Origin of the sequence: Streptomyces sp. NPDC050439 (assembly GCF_040655335.1) — a bacterium.
Classification (GTDB): Bacteria; Actinomycetota; Actinomycetes; order Streptomycetales; family Streptomycetaceae; genus Streptomyces.
Window position 1 is genome coordinate 409142 of sequence record NZ_JBFAJT010000005.1, and the last position, 16574, is coordinate 425715.

At 70.5% G+C, this 16574-nt stretch carries 13 protein-coding genes; 4 read left to right on the forward strand and 9 right to left on the reverse strand.

The window, feature by feature from the left end; translation table 11 throughout:
* Positions 1 to 111: 111 nt before the first annotated feature.
* Positions 112 to 2334 carry an MMPL family transporter gene (locus AB0I66_RS22970; RefSeq protein WP_363209780.1) on the reverse strand — a complete coding sequence of 741 codons (2223 nt, stop codon included), beginning with the start codon at positions 2332 to 2334 and terminating at the stop codon, positions 112 to 114.
* Between the two features lie 216 nt (positions 2335 to 2550).
* On the opposite strand from AB0I66_RS22970, the gene AB0I66_RS22975 reads away from it, so the two are divergent.
* On the forward strand, positions 2551 to 3756 hold the full coding sequence (locus tag AB0I66_RS22975; protein WP_363209781.1) for a sensor histidine kinase: 1206 nt from the start codon (positions 2551 to 2553) through the stop codon (positions 3754 to 3756).
* Complete coding sequence (locus tag AB0I66_RS22980) at positions 3753 to 4505, forward strand: response regulator transcription factor (protein ID WP_363209782.1); 753 nt, start codon at positions 3753 to 3755, stop codon at positions 4503 to 4505. The genes AB0I66_RS22975 and AB0I66_RS22980 overlap by 4 nt, the downstream gene beginning before the upstream one ends.
* 36 nt (positions 4506 to 4541) lie before the next feature.
* Here the strand turns inward: AB0I66_RS22980 and AB0I66_RS22985 are convergent, their stop codons facing one another.
* From AB0I66_RS22985 to AB0I66_RS22995, 3 genes are read right to left on the reverse strand one after another with little or no spacing between them, the layout of a single operon-like run.
* A complete protein-coding gene (locus AB0I66_RS22985) occupies positions 4542 to 5813 on the reverse strand; it encodes a sugar ABC transporter substrate-binding protein (protein WP_363209783.1) in 1272 nt (423 codons plus the stop codon).
* Positions 5814 to 5848: 35 nt separating this feature from the next.
* Positions 5849 to 6682 carry a carbohydrate ABC transporter permease gene (locus AB0I66_RS22990; RefSeq protein WP_363210054.1) on the reverse strand — a complete coding sequence of 278 codons (834 nt, stop codon included), beginning with the start codon at positions 6680 to 6682 and terminating at the stop codon, positions 5849 to 5851.
* Positions 6682 to 7605, reverse strand: a complete 924-nt coding sequence (locus AB0I66_RS22995; protein ID WP_363209784.1) for a sugar ABC transporter permease — start codon at positions 7603 to 7605, stop codon at positions 6682 to 6684. The genes AB0I66_RS22990 and AB0I66_RS22995 overlap by 1 nt, the downstream gene beginning before the upstream one ends.
* A gap of 180 nt (positions 7606 to 7785) precedes the next feature.
* Between AB0I66_RS22995 and AB0I66_RS23000 the strand changes: the two genes are divergently transcribed.
* Positions 7786 to 8640, forward strand: a complete 855-nt coding sequence (locus AB0I66_RS23000) for an aminoglycoside phosphotransferase family protein (RefSeq protein WP_363209785.1) — start codon at positions 7786 to 7788, stop codon at positions 8638 to 8640.
* Positions 8641 to 8680: 40 nt separating this feature from the next.
* Here AB0I66_RS23000 and AB0I66_RS23005 read toward each other — a convergent pair whose 3' ends face one another.
* From AB0I66_RS23005 to AB0I66_RS23020, 4 genes are all read right to left on the reverse strand, one after another.
* Positions 8681 to 9406: a 3'-5' exonuclease gene (locus AB0I66_RS23005; protein ID WP_363209786.1), complete on the reverse strand. Its 726-nt coding sequence runs from the start codon at positions 9404 to 9406 to the stop codon at positions 8681 to 8683.
* Between the two features lie 103 nt (positions 9407 to 9509).
* Positions 9510 to 10751, reverse strand: coding sequence for an SAV2148 family HEPN domain-containing protein (locus AB0I66_RS23010; protein WP_363209787.1), 1242 nt, complete (start codon positions 10749 to 10751; stop codon positions 9510 to 9512).
* 103 nt (positions 10752 to 10854) lie between these two features.
* Positions 10855 to 12171: a copper amine oxidase gene (locus AB0I66_RS23015; RefSeq protein WP_363209788.1), complete on the reverse strand. Its 1317-nt coding sequence runs from the start codon at positions 12169 to 12171 to the stop codon at positions 10855 to 10857.
* A 64-nt stretch (positions 12172 to 12235) separates the two neighbouring features.
* Complete coding sequence (locus AB0I66_RS23020; protein WP_363209789.1) at positions 12236 to 13021, reverse strand: Tat pathway signal sequence domain protein; 786 nt, start codon at positions 13019 to 13021, stop codon at positions 12236 to 12238.
* Between the two features lie 157 nt (positions 13022 to 13178).
* Between AB0I66_RS23020 and glgX the strand changes: the two genes are divergently transcribed.
* Positions 13179 to 15287 (forward strand): glycogen debranching protein GlgX, encoded by a 2109-nt coding sequence (glgX, locus tag AB0I66_RS23025; RefSeq protein ID WP_363209790.1) that lies wholly within the window; start codon positions 13179 to 13181, stop codon positions 15285 to 15287.
* On the opposite strand, the gene AB0I66_RS23030 is transcribed toward glgX, so the two are convergent.
* Entirely contained in the window at positions 15262 to 16557 is a 1296-nt protein-coding gene (locus tag AB0I66_RS23030; protein WP_363209791.1) for an MFS transporter, read from the reverse strand. The two genes, glgX and AB0I66_RS23030, sit on opposite strands and share 26 nt — an antisense overlap.
* Positions 16558 to 16574: the final 17 nt, after the last annotated feature.

Consider the following 16574-nt stretch of genomic DNA (forward strand, 5'->3'; position numbering starts at 1 on the left):
GCAGTCGCCCTCGGCGTTGTAGCCGAGGTAGAGGCCGGAGATGTCGTGCCGGTAGCGGTGTGCCTGGGCCGGGGCCGTGTGACGGCCACCGACTCCCTGGGGGTGGCGCTCCTACCGGTGTTCGGAGTACTCCGGGGCCGGTGCGTACGGCCGGTACGGCTCGGAAGCGGGCAGCGGCCCTTCCGGTGCGTGGTGGTGGCGGCCCTGGGTCCGACCGGCCCTGCGCGGCCACCACAGCCCGCGGCCCAGGAGCGCGGCGAGCGCGGGCACCAGGACGAGGGAGAGCACGAGCGAGGACAGGAGAATCCCCAGGCCGGTGGCGAAGCCGATCTCCTGGGTGGCCGGGCTCGCGGCGAGACTCGCGAAGGAACCGGCGAGCACGATGCCGGCCGTGGCGACGGCGGGCGCGGTGTGCCGGACCGCCTCGGCCACCGCGTGCCGCGCCGGGACCGGCTTCTCCATCTCTTCCCTGATCCGGTCGGTGATCAGGATGTTGTAGTCGGTGCCGAGGGCGACGACGAACAGGAAGAGCACCAGGGGCAGCGTGAACGAGACCCCGGGCCGGTCGAGTCCGTGCTGGAAGAGCAGCGTGCTCGCGCCGAGGGTGGCCACGAAGCCGAGCCCCACGGCGATCATCAGCACGACCGGTGCGAGCAGGGAACGCAGCAGCAGGAAGAGGATCACCGCGATCAGCAGCGCGGCGACGGGGAAGACCAGGCGCAGATCCTTCTCCACGGCCGTCGAGATGTCGGCGAAGACGGCGGCCGTGCCCGTGACGTACGCCTTGGTGCCCTGCGGAGCCGTCCGCGCAGCCGTGTCCCTGATGGACCCGGAGACCAGGTCGCGCGCCTTCTGCGTACTCGACTTGACGCTCAGGAAGAGGTCGACCCGTGCCGCCGTGCGGTCCTTGCTGAGGACCGGCTTGCCCACCTCGCCGACGCCCTCCGCCTTGGCGAGGGCACGGGTCATGCCGTTGAGCGCGCCTTCCTTGATGTCACCGCCGTCGGTGCTCTGTACGTAGACGCTGTGCGGATCGGAGACCCCCGCGGGCAGGCTCCGGGAGATCTGTTCGGCGGTCCTGACCGCCGCGGTCTCGTGCAGGCCCTGCTGGTCGTAGCTCATCTTCATGCCGACCGCTCCGGCACCGAGGGCGCCGAGCAGCACCAGGCTGCCCAGCGCGTACCGCACCGGCCGTGCGCTCACCGCGTGCCCCAGGCGTGCGCTGATGCCGCCGGTGCGCTCCTTCTTCCAGGCGCGGGCGGGCCAGAACATGCCGCGCCCGAGCAGCGCGAGGAGTGCGGGCATCAGCGTGAGGCTGGCGAGGAGCATCACGAGTACGGAGATCGCGATGGCGGGACCGAGGACCCGGAACTGCCCGAAGCTCGCCAGGCCGAGCGTCGCGAACGCCGCCACGATCGTCAGGGCCGCGGACGTGATCGCGCTGCCCACGCGCCCTGTCGTCTCGGCCGCCGCCGTACGGGCGTTCTGCTCGGGATGGTTCCGCAGGTGTTCCCTGAACCGGAACATCAGGAAGAGGAAGTAGTCGATGCCGATTCCCAGGAGGACGACACCGATGAGCGAGGGGGTGGACGAGTCGAGGTCGATGCCGAAGAGCTTCGCCGCGCCGACCACCGCTCCCGACGCGACACCGCCGATCAGCGCCACCGCGATCAGCGGCACGAACGCGGCCGCGAGGCTGCGGAAGACCAGCACGTTCAGAAGGACGATGAGGCCCATCGTCAGGTTGGCGACGACTTTCGCCGTGGGTTCCTCCGCCTCGGTGTCGTCCACCGTGGAGGCGATTCCGCCGGTGAATCCCACCCGCAGGCCGTCGGCGGCGAATGTGTCCTTCGCGCCGTCCCGGAACTTCTTGTAGACGTCCTGCAGGCCCGGGTCACTCGGATTTCCGGCGAGGGACACCGTCAGGAGCCGGAAGGACTTGTCCGGGGCCACGGCTCCCGGTGACACCCGCGGGGTCTGCGAGTGGTCCTTCATGAGCGGTTCGGGCTTGGGCGCGGTGATCCGCTCCCGGCCCAGATCAGCCGCGGTGGCGGCGATGTGCCGCTGGTCGGACGGCGTGAGTTTCTTGCCGTCGTCCCTGCCGACCAGCACGGTCAGGGCGTTGGGGTCGGGCTTGTGGCCGAACTCGTCCTCCGCGATGCGCAGCGCCACGGCCGAGTCGTACTTCTTGGGCAGGAAATCCCCGGCCTGGGAGTCGGTGACGTCGTACATCATCGTGTTCCCCACGAACGACAGGGCCGCTCCGAGGATGGTCCAGACGACGATCGTCAGCCATCGGTGCCGGGTGGAGAAGGAGGTCAGCTTGCGGATCATGCCAACAGGTCATCACGCGGGGCCCCTTGAGGTCGTCGGCCGCCGGAAGGGGACGCACCCCTGACCCCGGTCCGGTGCTTCGCCGCGGGCAGTACTCCGGTACTGGGTACGAGAACCGCCCTCGCGCCGATCCCCGGCGCCGTGGGCCGGGATGTAATGGACCGGAAAGACGGGCACATCAGGGCCCCCCGCACCGCTCCACCAGGAGGCGCCCGGATGGGCCGCGATTTCTTCCCTCCGGCCACGCCCACGGGCGGGCCGCGGCCGACCCCGGGTGACATGGCGGTCGCCGCCGTCGCGGTGGGACTCGACGTACTGGCCTACCTCGCCCCGGGTGAGGAGGGCCCGGGGGCGCCCGTCACCGTGCTCGGGGTGCTGCTGGTCGCCGTTTCCTTCGTGCCGTTGCTCTTCCGGCGCCAGCACCCCGTGCCGGTGCTCGGCGCGGTCCTCGCCGTGCAGCTGGCGGTGAACCTGGGTCTCGCCGTCGACCCGGGCTCTCCGATGTCGAACAGCTACGGAGGCGCCGTCGCGGTGGCGCTCTTCACCGTGGCCCGGTACTGCGGGCGCCGTGCGGTGGTCCTGAGCATCGTGGCCACCGCTCCCGTGCAGCTCGCGCGGTACCTGAACAACGACGTGCCCTTTCTGGGGGTGGGCCTCACCGACGTGGTGGTCACGCCCTGCCTCATCGTCGCCGTGAGCCTGGCCGTACGGCAGTGGAAGCACCAGCTGGACATCAACCGCAAGCTCCTGGCCGACCGTGCGGTGACCGAGGAGCGGCGCCGTATCGCGCGGGAGCTGCACGACATCGTGGCCCACCACATCACCACCATGTACCTGATGTCCGGCGGCGCCCGGTCGACCCTGGACCGCGACCCCGACACGGCCCGCGAGGCGCTGGTGACCCTGGAGGAGTCCGGCCGCACCGCCCTGCACGAGATGCGGCAGCTCCTCGGGGTGCTGCGCAGCACCGACACCCCGGAGGAGACGCCGTCGGAGCCCCAGCCCGGGGTGGACGGCATCGAGCGGCTCGTCGCCGATTCGACCGCCGCGGGTCTGCCGGCCGAACTCCACGTCACCGGGGAGCCCGTGGCCCTGCCGATGCCGGTCGGCCTCACCCTCTACCGGATCGTCCAGGAGGCGCTGACCAACGCCCGCAAGCACGCGGGGCCCGCTCGCGCCACGGTGCGGCTCGCCTATCTCCAGGGCCGCGTCACCGTCGAGGTGGCCGACGACGGGGCCGGTGACGGCAGGGCGCCCGGCGGGAAGGGCGAGGGCGGTGGGTACGGTCTGCTGGGCATGCGGGAGCGCGTCGCCCTGCACGACGGGTCCTTGCGGGCCGGTGGCCGCGAGGAGGGCGGATTCGCGGTGACCGCGAGTGTGCCGCTGCCCACCGACACGTACGAGAAGGGCAGCATCCGATGACATCCGCAGCTGAATCCGGAGCCGGAACCGGAACCGGACCCGAACCCGGAGCCGGAACCGAACCCGGGTCCGACGGCATCACCGTGCTCATCGCGGACGATCAGCCGCTGGTGCGCAGGGGTCTGTCGCTGATCCTGCTCTCGGACCCCTCCATCAGGGTCGTCGGTGAAGTGGGTGACGGGGAGCAGGCCATCGCGTCGGCGCTCGAACTGCGCCCGGACGTCGTCCTGATGGACATCCGCATGCCCGTGCTCGACGGCGTGCGGGCCACCGAGCGCCTGAGCGCCGAGCTGCCCGGCTGCCGGGTCCTCGCGCTCAGCACCTTCGACATGGACGAGCACGTGGTCGGTGCCCTGCGGGCCGGGGCCTCGGGGTTCCTGCCCAAGGACGTCTCCCCCGAGGAACTGGTGGCCGCGCTGCGCACCGTCCACCGCGGCGAGGCCGTCGTCGCCCCGCGGCTCCTGACCCGGCTGCTCGCCACCTTCGTGATGCCGGCCCCGGCTTCGGGCCCGCCGTCCGCGGACCTCGCCGGGCTCACCCCGCGCGAGGTCGACGTACTGCGCCTGATCGCCGCGGGACTCGACAACACCGAGATCGCGCAGCGCATGGAGATCGGCGTCCAGACCGTGAAGAACCACGCCACCGGCATCTTCGCCAAGCTGGGCGTCCGTGACCGCGCGCAGGCGGTCATCGCCGCGTACGAATCGGGGCTCGTGCGGGCGGGACAGGGGAATGGCCCCTCCCGCTGACCCGTGCCCCTGTGACCCTGTGACCCTGGTGACGACCTAACGCTGGTACCTCTTGAGCACCAGGTTCCCGTCCGTCACCAGACGTTTGCGCAGCTCCTCCAGTCCGATCGCCCCGCTGTAGTACTCCTGGAGCGCCGGGGTCGCCACCTTGTCCTTCCACTCCGGATAGCCACGGACCGACTGGGCCGGGGCCGAGCGAAGGTCCTTCGCCAGGGCCGTGCCCGTCGCCCAGTCGTTCTTCTCGGTGCGCAGCGCCGGGGCCTTCAACGCCTCCGTGCCGGTGGGAAGCATCCAGTCGCCCCGCGCGAGGCGCACCATGTTCTCGGGCTGGAGGAGGAAGTCGATGAACTCGACCGCCTCCTTCTTGTGCTCGGTGTCCTCGGAGACCGAGAGCGTCTGCGGGCTGACGCCCTGGGCGAGGCCCTCCGCCCCGGCCGGTGCGGGCAGCACCTGCCAGTCGAAGCCCTTGGGCGCCTGCTGGACGATCTGCTGGCGGTAGGAGAAACCGAGCGGCACCATCGCGTACTTGCCGCCGAAGAACCCCGGCAGCGTGTCGGAGCCGCCCATGCCGAGGGTGGTGCTCGACGCGCTCTTGTCGACGTTGACCTGGTCGTGGACCGTGCGCGGCATGGTCTCGTCGGCCTTGCCGAAGCGGATGTCGACCTTGCCGTCGTCGCCGCGGTGGAACACCGTGCCGCCGGTGGAGAGCGACAGGTTCAGCGTCGCGGAGACCGGTTCCTTGAGCGGCCAGGCCACGCCGTACTTGTCCTTGCCGTCGCTCAGGTCTTTGGTGACCGCCCGGAACTCCGCCCAGGACCAGGGCTTCTCGGGGGTCGGAATCCGTACGCCCGACTCCTTCAGCCACTTCGCGTTGGCGATCAGGACACGGGGTTCCTGGAGGAACGGCACGCCGTACACGCCGTCCCCGAACGTCGTCGTCCGCCAACTCCGCTCCGGGATGTCGGACTTGAGCCGCTCGGGGAGCAGCTCGTCGAGGTCCGCGAGATAGCCGCCGTACGCGAAGTCGGCGAGGTCGTCCGACGCGTCATGGATGATGTCCGGCGCCTCGCCGCCCTCGAAGGAGGTGAGGAGCTGGTCGTGGACGCTGTCCCAACTGCCCTGTACGTACTCGACCTTGACGTCGGGGTGGGTGGCGTTCCACTCCTTGACGAGGGCCTTGTTGGCGTCGACGGACTCCGCCTGCCAGGCCAGGGACTGGAACTGCAGGGTGATCTTCCCGTCGTCGTCACCCGAGTCGCCGCTGCAGCCGGCGAGCAGCAGCGCGAGAACCGCGGTGGCGGCGGTCATGAGCCGTGGTGCTGTGCACATCGGTACTGTGCGCATCAGGCCTTCACCGCCCCGGCCATCATGCCGCCCGTGATCCGCTTCTGGATGATCGCGAAGATGACGAGCGAGGGGATGGTCGCGAGGAACGCCGCCGCGGCGAGCGGCCCGAGGTCCGCGACACCCTCGGAGCCGATGAAGCGGTTGAGGATGACCGGCAAGGTCTGCTTCTCCGGGGTCTTGAGCAGGACGAGCGCGAAGAAGAACTCGTTCCATGCGGTGATGAAGGCGAACATCGCCGTGGCGACGATGCCGGGGGCGAGCAGGGGCGCGACGACCGAGACGAACGTGCGCACCTTGCTCGCGCCGTCGACCGCGGCCGCCTCCTCCAGCTCGGTGGGCACGGCTCGGACGTATCCGACGAGCATCCACAGCGCGAAGGGCAGCGACCACACGACGTACACCATGATCAGGCCGACCAGCGAGTTGATCAGGTGCAGGTTCTTCAGGATCAGGAACAGCGGAATGATGATGAGGACGAAGGGGAACGCCTGGCTGATCACCACCCAGCCCGTCGCCGCCTTCGAGACGCGGTTGCGGTGCCGCGCCATGACGTACGCCATGGGGGTCGCGATGACGACCGCGATCAGGGAGGCGCTGAGCGCCGCGATCAGGGAGTTCCCGGCGGCCTGGAGCAGCGGCTGCTCGTCGAAGGCCTGCCGGAAGTTGTCCAGGGTCGGGTTTTCCGGAATCCAGGTGGGGTTCAGGCTGCCCAGTTCCCGTGCGGGCTTGAAGGCCGTGGAGATCAGCCAGAGGAACGGGAAGGCGAGGAAGACGAGATAGGCGGCGAGCGCCACGTACTGCGCGGTGCGCGTGGACTTCTTCGTGCGCATCATGACTCGTCGGCTCCCTTCAGGCGGCCGACGAGGTAGAAGGCGAGGATCACGGAGATCACCGCGACCATCACGCAGCCCATGGCCGCGGCATAGCCGAACTGGCCGTAGCGGAAGGCTTCTTCGTAGGCGAAGAGCATGGGCAGGCGGGTGCGGCCGCCGGGGCCGCCCTGGGTGAGGACGTAGACCAGGGCGAAGGAGTTGAAGTTCCAGATGAAGTTGAGCGCCGTGATGGCGAGGGCGATCGGCTTGATCGCGGGCCAGGTGACGGTGCGGAAGCGGCGCCAGGCGCCCGCGCCGTCCATCGCGGCGGCCTCGTGCAGTTCGCGCGGGGTGTTCTGCAGTCCGGCGAGCAGCGCGACGGTGGTCTGCGGCATGCCGGCCCAGATGCCGACGACGATGACGGCGAAGAGCGCGGTGGCCGTCCCGGTCAGCCAGTCCTTGCCCTCACCCAGGCCGAAGTTGGACAGCGTCTCGTTCAGCACGCCCGCGTCCGGGTGGTAGACGAGCCGCCACATGATGCCGACGACCACCTCGGGCATCGCCCACGGGATGATCGCGAGCGCCCGCGCCAGCCAGCGCATCCGCAACGGCTGGTTGAGCAGGAGGGCGAGGCCCAGGGCGAGGAAGAACTGCGGCACGGTGACGCCGAACGCCCAGAGCAGGCCGATGCGGAACGAGTCCCAGAACAGGGTGTCGTGCAGCAGATCCTGGAAGTTCAGGAGGCCGATCCACTCGGTGGGCTCGGTGCGGCCGGACTGGGAGTCGGTGAACGCGAGCGCGATGCCGTAGAGGAGCGGTCCCACGCTCAGGACGAGGATCGGGATCAGCGCGGGCAGCACCAGGAACCAGGCGCCGTGGTCCGCGCCTCTGCGGGCGGACGCGCCGTTCGCTGACCGCTTTGTCGCGGTCGCCAATGTCACGGTATCGGCTCCTTTGGGCGGCTCATCGGGGTTTGGCCGCCCAGGCGGCCCCCGTCATCGTGCTGATGGGATCTTGATACGTCAAGCAGCTACGCAGGCCTCGCAGCCGCTTGGCCTGTACGAATGGGAGACTGTGCCGGGCTGCGTGGCGAACGCAGCGAGCGGTGCGGGAGGCAATGGATGGACGAGGCGCGGGCACGGGACGTACTGGGCGCCGCGGGTCTCGATCGGGACGCGACGCTGCTCGCGCTCGGCGAGAACGCGGTGTTCGGCGACGGCGGGACGGTGGTCAAGGTCGGGCGTGCGGCGCCCGAGCTTCTGGACCGCGCGCGCCGGGAGTTGCGGATCGCGCACTGGCTGGAGGAGTCGGGCGTGCCCGCGGTGCGGGCCGCCGAGGGCGAGCCCCGGCTGGTGGACGGGCATCCGGTGACGGTGTGGCACCGGCTGCCGGAGGCCGTGCGCCCCGCCGAGCCGCGCGACCTGGCCGCACTCCTGCGGCTCGTGCACGCCCTTCCCGCGCCGGAGTTCGAGCTGCCCCGGCGCGAGCTGCTCGGCGGGGTCGAGCGCTGGCTGCGGCTCGCGGGCGAGGCGATCGACGTCGAGGACGCGGACTATCTGCGTGAGCGCAGGGACGGCTTCGAGGCCGCGGCGTCGGCGCTCACCCCTCGGCTCGCTCCCGGCCCCATCCACGGCGACGCGCTGCCCCGGAACGTCCTCGTGGGCGCGGACGGGCCGGTTCTCGTGGATCTTGAGACGTTCTCCTCCGATCTGCGCGAGCACGACCTGGTCGTCCTGGCGCTCTCCCGGGACCGCTACGGGCTCCCTGCCGATGCCTACGACGGTTTCGTCGCGGAGTACGGCTGGGACGTGCGGGAGTGGGAAGGGTGCGCGGTGCTCCGGGGCGCCCGGGAGACGGCAAGCTGTGCGTGGGTCGCGCAGCACGCCCCCAGCAACCCGAAGGCCTTGGTCGAGTTCCGCCGCCGGGTCGCGTCGCTGCGTGACGGGGACGCGAGCGTGCGGTGGTACCCCTTCTGAGGGTGGCGGCCTCTGGAGAGAGGGCAGCCTTTGGAGGGAGTCAGACGCCGGACGCGCTGAACTCCTCCTTGAGCGGCCACGTGCCGTCCACCACCGCGTCCGCCTCGCCCTTCTTCCGGAGGAACTTCTGGAAGTCCGCGGCCCACTGCGCATACCAGTCGATCTGACGGCGGTGCAGCTCCGCAGGGCCGAACGCGGCCAGCTTGGGGTGCCGCTCGGCTATGGCGGTGGCCAGGCGGGCCGCGGCCAGGGCGTCCGACATCGCGTCGTGCGCCGACTCCAGGAGCACGCCGTACTCGGTGCAGACCGCTTCCAGATTTCGCTTGCCCTTGCGGTAGCGCTCGACCGAGCGGTCGATGGTGTACGGGTCGATGACCGGGGCCGGCTCCGCACCGCCCAGGCGCTCGCGCAAGGACGGCAGGCCGTACCTGTACAACTCGGCGGAGAGCAGGGTCAGGTCGAAGGTGGCGTTATAGGCGACGACCGGGACGCCCGCCTGCCAGTACGACACGAGCACCGCCGCTATCGCGTCGGCGACCTCGGCGGCGGGTCTGCCGTGCGAGGCGGCCCGTTCGTTCGAGATGCCGTGCACCGCCACGGCCTCCGCGGGGATCTCGACCCCAGGGTCGGCGAGCCACTCCTTGCGGCCCAGCGTCTCGCCGGCCCTGACCTCGACGACCGCCGCCGTGACGATGCGCGCCTCGCGCGGGTCCGTCCCGGTCGTCTCCAGGTCGAAACCGATCAGCAGCTCCTGGTGCCAGCCCATGGCCGCCCCCTTCTCTGTGGTGCTTTCCCCCATTGACCACCACGATCCCACGCGCCACTGACAATCCGAGGCGCGCGTTCCGCTTGCCCAGGAGACCGCTTGTTCAGGAGACCGGCCGCGAGTCGGCCCAGGCCAGCTCGAACTCCTCCCGGTACGTCTCGAAGAGTCCGCTCTCGTCCGGCTCGTCCGCCTTCACCACCCGGCGGCCGCCGCGCAGCACGAGCACCGGCGCCTCCATCCCGCGCGTCCGGCGCAGGTACGACTGGACGACCGCGATGCCGTCCGCGCCGTCCCCGTCGACCAGATACGCGGTGAAGCGCGGCGTCTCGTCGAAGACCTGGATCTCGAAGGCACCCGGGTCGCGCAGGCGGGCCCGCACCCGGCGCATGTGCAGGATGTTCATCTCGACGCTGCGGCTCAGCTCACCCCGCTTCAGGCCCAGTTCGCGCTCCCTGCGCTTGACCGCGCTGCTGGCCGGGTTGAGGAAGAGCAGGCGCACCCGGCAGCCGGACTCGGCCAGCCGCACCAGGCGTCGTCCGGAGAAGTTCTGGACCAGGAGGTTCAGGCCGATCCCGATCGCGTCGAGGCGGCGCGCCCCGCCGAAGATGTCCTCCGCCGGGAACTGCCGCAGGAGCCGCACCCGGTCCGAGTGGACGCCCACCACGTCGGCGTACCGGTCGCCGACCAGGGACTCGACGGCGTCGACGGGCAGCCGGCGCGCGGAGGGCGTGTCGGTGCCCGTGCCGAGAATGTCCAGGAGCCTCGCAGAGGCGCGCTCCGCCTGGGCGAGCACGGCGGTGGACAGGGCGCGGTTGCGGGAGACGACGTTCCGGGTGACCTCCAGCTCGTCCAGGGCCAGTTCGACGTCCCTGCGGTCGTCGAAGTACGGCTCGAAGCACGGCCAGTGCTGCACCATCAGCTCCCGCAGCTGGGGCAGCGTGAGGAAGCTGAGGACGTTGTCGTCGGCCGGGTCCAGCAAGTACCCCTTGCGGCGGCTCACTTCGCGTACGGCGACGGCCCGCTGCACCCACTCCTGCCCCGCGGGTCCCGCGGCGGCGACCACCCAGTCGTCGGCGTGGACCGGTTCGTAGATGGGGCGCAGAACAGCGGCCACGACCGCGCGCAGCCGCTGTTCCACGAGATTCAGCCAGATGTAGGCCCGCCCGGCGCGCTGGGCGCGTGTGCGCACCTCGCGCCAGGCGTCGGCGCCCCAGTCCAGTTCGGGTCCGATCTGAGATCCCATCTCCATCGGCCGCGCCAGGGACACCGCTCCGGGCGGGCCGTCCGCGGAACTCCCCTCGTGACCCTCGTCACCAGGGGGCAGTTCCCGCCCTCCCGAGCTCACCCGACGCACCCCTTCCGCTCCCCCGAGCACTCCCCCGTTCAACGATCAAGGAAGGGTACTCCGGGAGCGGCGGCCGGTGCAGCCGGATGGGGAGGGTGGATTCTCAACCACCCAGCGGCGGCTGGCCGTTCTGGTCGGCCAGCTCCTGCGGAGTGAGCGGGCTCATAGCGGTCACGTCGCGCGCGGCCAGCGAGAAGCCCTGCCAGTGGACCGGCATCGGCTGCTGGTCCTCGTCACGGGCGATGTGGTGGAAGCCCACGTGGACCCAGGTGACCGGGTGTGTCAGAGACTGACCGTTCACCCACTTGTCGACGCTGTCCGGTGCTCCGTTGGCGCACCCCGGGTTGTTGCTCGCGTACTGCTCGCACTTCTTGTACTCGGTGAAGTACACGTCGTGCTTGGTGAAGGGGCGTCCGGCGTGCTTGGTGCTGGCCCCGGGCACGATCTCGTACGAACGGGGGTGGCCGTCCTTGTTCTTGCCCGCCCCGCTGACCACACGCCACCAGCGCATGTCCTTGCGGTCACCGGCGAGTTCCTTGGTGACCTTGGTGCGGGTCGTCTTCGTCTTGGGGCTGCCCTGCCCGGTGGGCGGGGTGACCTTGGAGTCGTACTGCTCGACCTTGGCCTTCGGGGAGCCGTCCAGGCCGAAGTTGAGCCGCCAGAAGACGTTGTGGGCGTGGCTCTCGGCCTTGGCCTGGTCGCCCTTGCCGATGGGCCAGCCACGGCTGTCGCCGCCGTCGTAGTCGTACGGCGAGAGGCTGCCGGTCGCGCCGACCTGGGAGGTGATGGTGCCGTCCGAGGAGAACCGCCACTCGGTGATGTATTCGTACCAGGAGGCCTTGTTCACCGTGTAGACGAGCAGGTCCTTGCCCTGCCCGGTGAAGACCTTGCCGGTGCCGCCGGTGCTCTCGTCGTCGTTGAGGCGGTACGCGTGCCCACGCGCGCGCGTGGTGGTGCACAGGCCCTTCACGTCGCCGCGCTGCGGGACCTTCACGGTCTTGATGGTGCCGCCGGGGCACTCGCCGGGGTTCAGGTTCTGCAGCGCCTGGCCGAAGTCGGTGCCGGTGACGTCGTCGTACTCTGCCTCGCCGTCGTCGTAGGGGACGTGGACCTGCGCGAGGCGGGCGCTGGTCAGGACGGGTATGGGCTTCGCCTCGTCCTTGGGCTGGTAGCTGATCTTGTCGAGGATCAGACCGGAGAGCGTGTTGTAGTGCCAGCACATGCGCCAGGTCGTGCCGCCGTCGACGGTCTGCTCGATCTTGTAGGCGTCACTGCAGTCGGCCGCCGCCGCGGGGGCGCTGGGCGCCTTGGGGGTGGCCGATGCGGGCGAGGCGACGGTGACGACGCCGCCGATCAGCGCGGAGACCGCGAGGGCCATGCCGGCCCTTTTGCGGGCGCGCGAAAGTCTGTTGACGTGCATTGTGTTGTGAACTCCCTCGTACGAGGAGAAGCAGAAGTGTGGAGTCGTGCGGGTCCGGCCGGGATCAGCCGAGGCGGCCCACGGTGCGGGTGCTCAGGTCGACGACGAGGGACCGGGTGTCGATCCACGGGCCGTTCTTGACCTTGGTGACGACCTGGAGGCACCGGTGCTTGCCGCACTCGGCGAGGCCCGACGGCACACGCTCGACGGTCTCCTTGCGGAAGACCATGCCGCTCAGCTGCAGCTGTCCGGGGCCGGTCAGCGCCTTGCCCGTGGCGTGCTTGAAGTCCTGCTTCAGGCCCTTGCCGAGCGGGTCGGCGATCAGCAGCTGGGCGCCCTCGGTGAGCTCTTCCTGACTGGGCGGCGGCTGGGCGTTGCTCCTGGTGTTCGTGCTCTCCACCTTGCCGGTCTCCACGTTGACCGTCTTGGTGATGACCACGTCCTTCTTGTAGTCGTAGTAGACGACCTCCGCGCGGCGCGGGGCCGCGGCGCCCGCATCGGTGGGCTCCGGCTCACTGAGGTTCGTCGACAGGAGCTGCGGGCCGCGGTCGCCCTCGACGTCCCTGGCGCTGGAGCGCAGGGCGCCCGACACCGACGCCTTCTCGGCCCGCTCCATCTCCGCGTCGGTCAGCGGGTCGCTGCCTATGCCCTTCTCGCCCTCGTCGGGCGCGGCCTCGACGACGCCGTCCTTGGCGATCGCGTTCTGCTGCGCGTCCGCCGCGTTGGCCCGGCCGCCCCCCGGCTCGCCCGCCCCCGGCAGTGTGACGCCCACCAGCACCGCGGTGGCGGCCACGGCGACCGCCGTGCCCCCCACCACCTTCCCCAGGTGGCGTCTGACTAGCTCTCTCACTTACTCCCCTTTTCCCCCACGAGCCCCAAGAAGGGGCATACAGATGAGTGGTCGGTCGGTTAGACGGCTTCAACTCCCGCGTGGTTGCCCCACTTTCGGGGAGACTCTGACCAAAGTGACCCCGAGCCGAGGGGGCGGTAGTGGAAGAGTCGTATGCATGCAGGTGTGGCCAGGGCAGGCGTATCCACTCGGTGCCACGTACGACGGCGCCGGCACGAACTTCGCGGTCTTCTCCGAGGCCGCCGACCGCATAGAGCTCTGTTTGTTGCACGACGACGGCTCGGAGACAGCCGTCGAGCTGCGCGAGTCCGACGCTTTCGTGCTGCACGCGTACCTGCCCGGCGTGATGCCGGGCCAGCGGTACGGCTTCCGCGTGCACGGTCCGTACGACCCCGCGCAGGGGCACCGCTGCAACTCGGCGAAGCTGCTGCTCGATCCGTACGCCCGCGCGGTCAGCGGCAAGGTCGACTGGGGCGAGGAGGTGTACGGCTATCGCTTCGGCGCCCCGGACAAGCGCAACGACATGGACTCGGCGCCGCACATGATGACCTCCGTGGTGGTCAACCCGTACTTCGACTGGGGCGACGACCGGCCGCCCCGCACCCCGTACAACGAGACGGTGCTCTACGAGGCCCACGTCAAGGGCCTGACCATGCTCCACCCCGACCTGCCGGACGAGCTGCGCGGGTCGTACGCGGCGCTCGCGCATCCCGCGGTCATCGATCACCTCGTGCAGCTGGGGGTGACGGCTCTGGAGCTGATGCCGGTGCACCAGTTCGTGAACGACCACCGCCTGGTGGACATGGGCCTGAACAACTACTGGGGCTACAACACGATCGGCTTCTTCGCGCCCCACAACGCGTACGCCTCATGGGGCGACCGGGGTGAGCAGGTCCTGGAGTTCAAGCAGGCCGTGAAGGCACTGCACGAGGCGGGCATCGAGGTGATCCTCGACGTCGTCTACAACCACACGGCCGAGGGCAACCACCTGGGTCCGACGCTCTCCTACAAGGGCCTGGACAACGCCTCGTACTACCGCCTGACGGACGACCCCCGCTACTACATGGACACCACGGGGACGGGCAACTCGCTCCTGATGCGCTCGCCGCACGTCCTCCAAATGATCATGGATTCGCTGCGGCACTGGGTCACGGACATGCACGTGGACGGCTTCCGCTTCGACCTCGCGGCGACGCTCGCCCGCCAGTTCCACGAGGTGGACCGCCTGTCGTCGTTCTTCGACCTGGTGCAGCAGGACCCGATCGTCAGCCAGGTGAAGCTGATCGCCGAGCCCTGGGACGTCGGCGAGGGCGGCTATCAGGTGGGCAACTTCCCGCCCCTGTGGACCGAGTGGAACGGCATGTACCGCGACACCGTGCGTGACCTGTGGCGGGGCGAACCACGCACCCTCGCGGAGTTCGCGTCCCGGCTCACCGGCTCGTCCGACCTCTACCAGGACGACGGGCGGCGCCCCCTGGCGTCGATCAACTTCACCACCTGTCACGACGGTTTCACCCTGCACGACCTCGTCTCGTACAACGAGAAGCACAACGAGGACAACGGCGAGGACAACCAGGACGGCGAGAGCCACAACCGCTCCTGGAACTGCGGCGCCGAGGGCGAGACCGAGGACCCGGACGTCCGGGAGCTGCGCGAGCGGCAGATGCGCAACTTCATCGCGACGCTGATGCTCTCGCAGGGCGTCCCGATGCTCAGCCACGGCGACGAGTTCGCCCGGACGCAGGGAGGCAACAACAACGCCTACTGCCAGGACAACGAGATCGCCTGGGTGCGCTGGCCGGAGGGTGAAAACACCCAGCTGGAGTTCACGCGCGCGATGGCGTGGCTGCGGCGCGACCACCCCGTCTTCCGAAGGAGGCGCTTCTTCCACGGGCGTCCCGTGGAGGGCACGCACGACGAGCTCTCCGACATCGCCTGGTTCACGCCGGAGGGCGGGGAGATGACACAGGAGGACTGGGACGCGTCGCACGCGCGGGCGCTGACGGTGTTCCTGAACGGCAACGCGATCTCCGAGCCGGGCACCCGCGGCGAGCGGATCTCCGACGACTCGTTCCTGATGATGTTCAACGCCTCCCCGGAGCCGCTGGACTTCGTGATCCCGGTCAATCACGGCCGGCAGTGGCAGGTGGTCGTGGACACCTCGCGGGCGGAGGGCGTGCCGAAGGACTCGGGACCGAAGGCAGGGGCCGGTGAGCGTCTGACGCTCACCGACCGGAGCCTCACCGTCCTGCGGCGCCCGGCGTGACCCGTGGCCTGCCCTCCGCCGGGGGGCGGGCCACCAGCGCGACGAGGAACGCGACGGCGGCGGCCGCGCTGCCGAGCGCGAACGCCGCCCCGGGGCCGTGGGACTCGGCCAGGCGGCCCGCCACCGCGAGCGTGACCGCCTGGCCGCCGACGAAGGCACTGGCGGCGAACGTCATGCCCTCGGCGAGGCGCCCCGGCGGGCAGGAGCGCTCGGTCAGCGCGAAGCCGGTGATCAGGTTCGGGGCGTAGACGGCGCCGAAGACGGTCACCACGAGGTACAGGGCCGTCATGCTGTCCGTCCACACCAGCGGCAGCGAGAGCAGCGCGGCGGCGGCCGTCGCCACGCGCCAGCGCGCGTACAGGCCGAACCGCTCGGGCAGCGCGGCCATGGAGAGCCCCACGACGGCGCTCATCACGCCCATGGCGGCGTAGACGAGGCCCGCCTGCCCCGGCTGCCCCAACTCCTCGGTGAGGGCCGTGATGCCCGCTCCGCAGGCGCCGAGCAGGACACCGACGAAGACGAGCCCGACGCGTACGACGACGACCTGGCGCGGGAGGCGCTCCCGGCCGCCACGCGCGCGTGGCGCCCGCCCCGTCACGAGGGTGGTCCGGCCCGTGGGGTGCAGCGCGAAGCCGGAGCCGCAGACGGCGACCAGGAGTGCGGCTACGCCGAAGGCGTACGCCGGGTGGCCCGCCACCGCGGCCAGGCCCACGAAGGCGGGGCCGAGCACGAAGGACAGCTCGTCCATCGTGCTCTCCAGGGAGAGGACGGTGTTGACCAGGCGGTCGTCACCGCCCGCCCCGCGGACCAGCGGGACGGCGCGTGCGCGGGCCAGCGGGCCGATCCCCGGGATGCTGGCGCCGGCGAGCACGGCGAGGGCGACGAGCGCGGGCGTGGGCAGTCCGAGCAGGGCGCCGAGCGTGTAGACCGCGATGGCCACGGCGTTGAGCAGCGAGAACACGAGGACGACGGGGCGCTGGCCGCGGCGGTCGGCGAGGCGGCCGACGAGCGGGCCCATGGTCACCTGGCCGAGCGCGAGGGCGCAGGCGACGACGCCGCCCGTGGCGAGCGATCCGCTGGTCTCGGTGACCAGCAGGACACTGCCGAACTGGATCATGGCGACGGGGAGCCTGCCGAGGAACGAGATCACCGGCAGGAGCGCTCCGGTGTGCCCGATCACTTCCCGGTAGGTGTCCAGGAAGCCGGGTGCGCCCCGGTCCTCCGTCCGTCCCTCGTGCGGGTCCTGCGCGACCTGTGCTTTTGCAGCCATCGTCCGAAGCTAGTCAC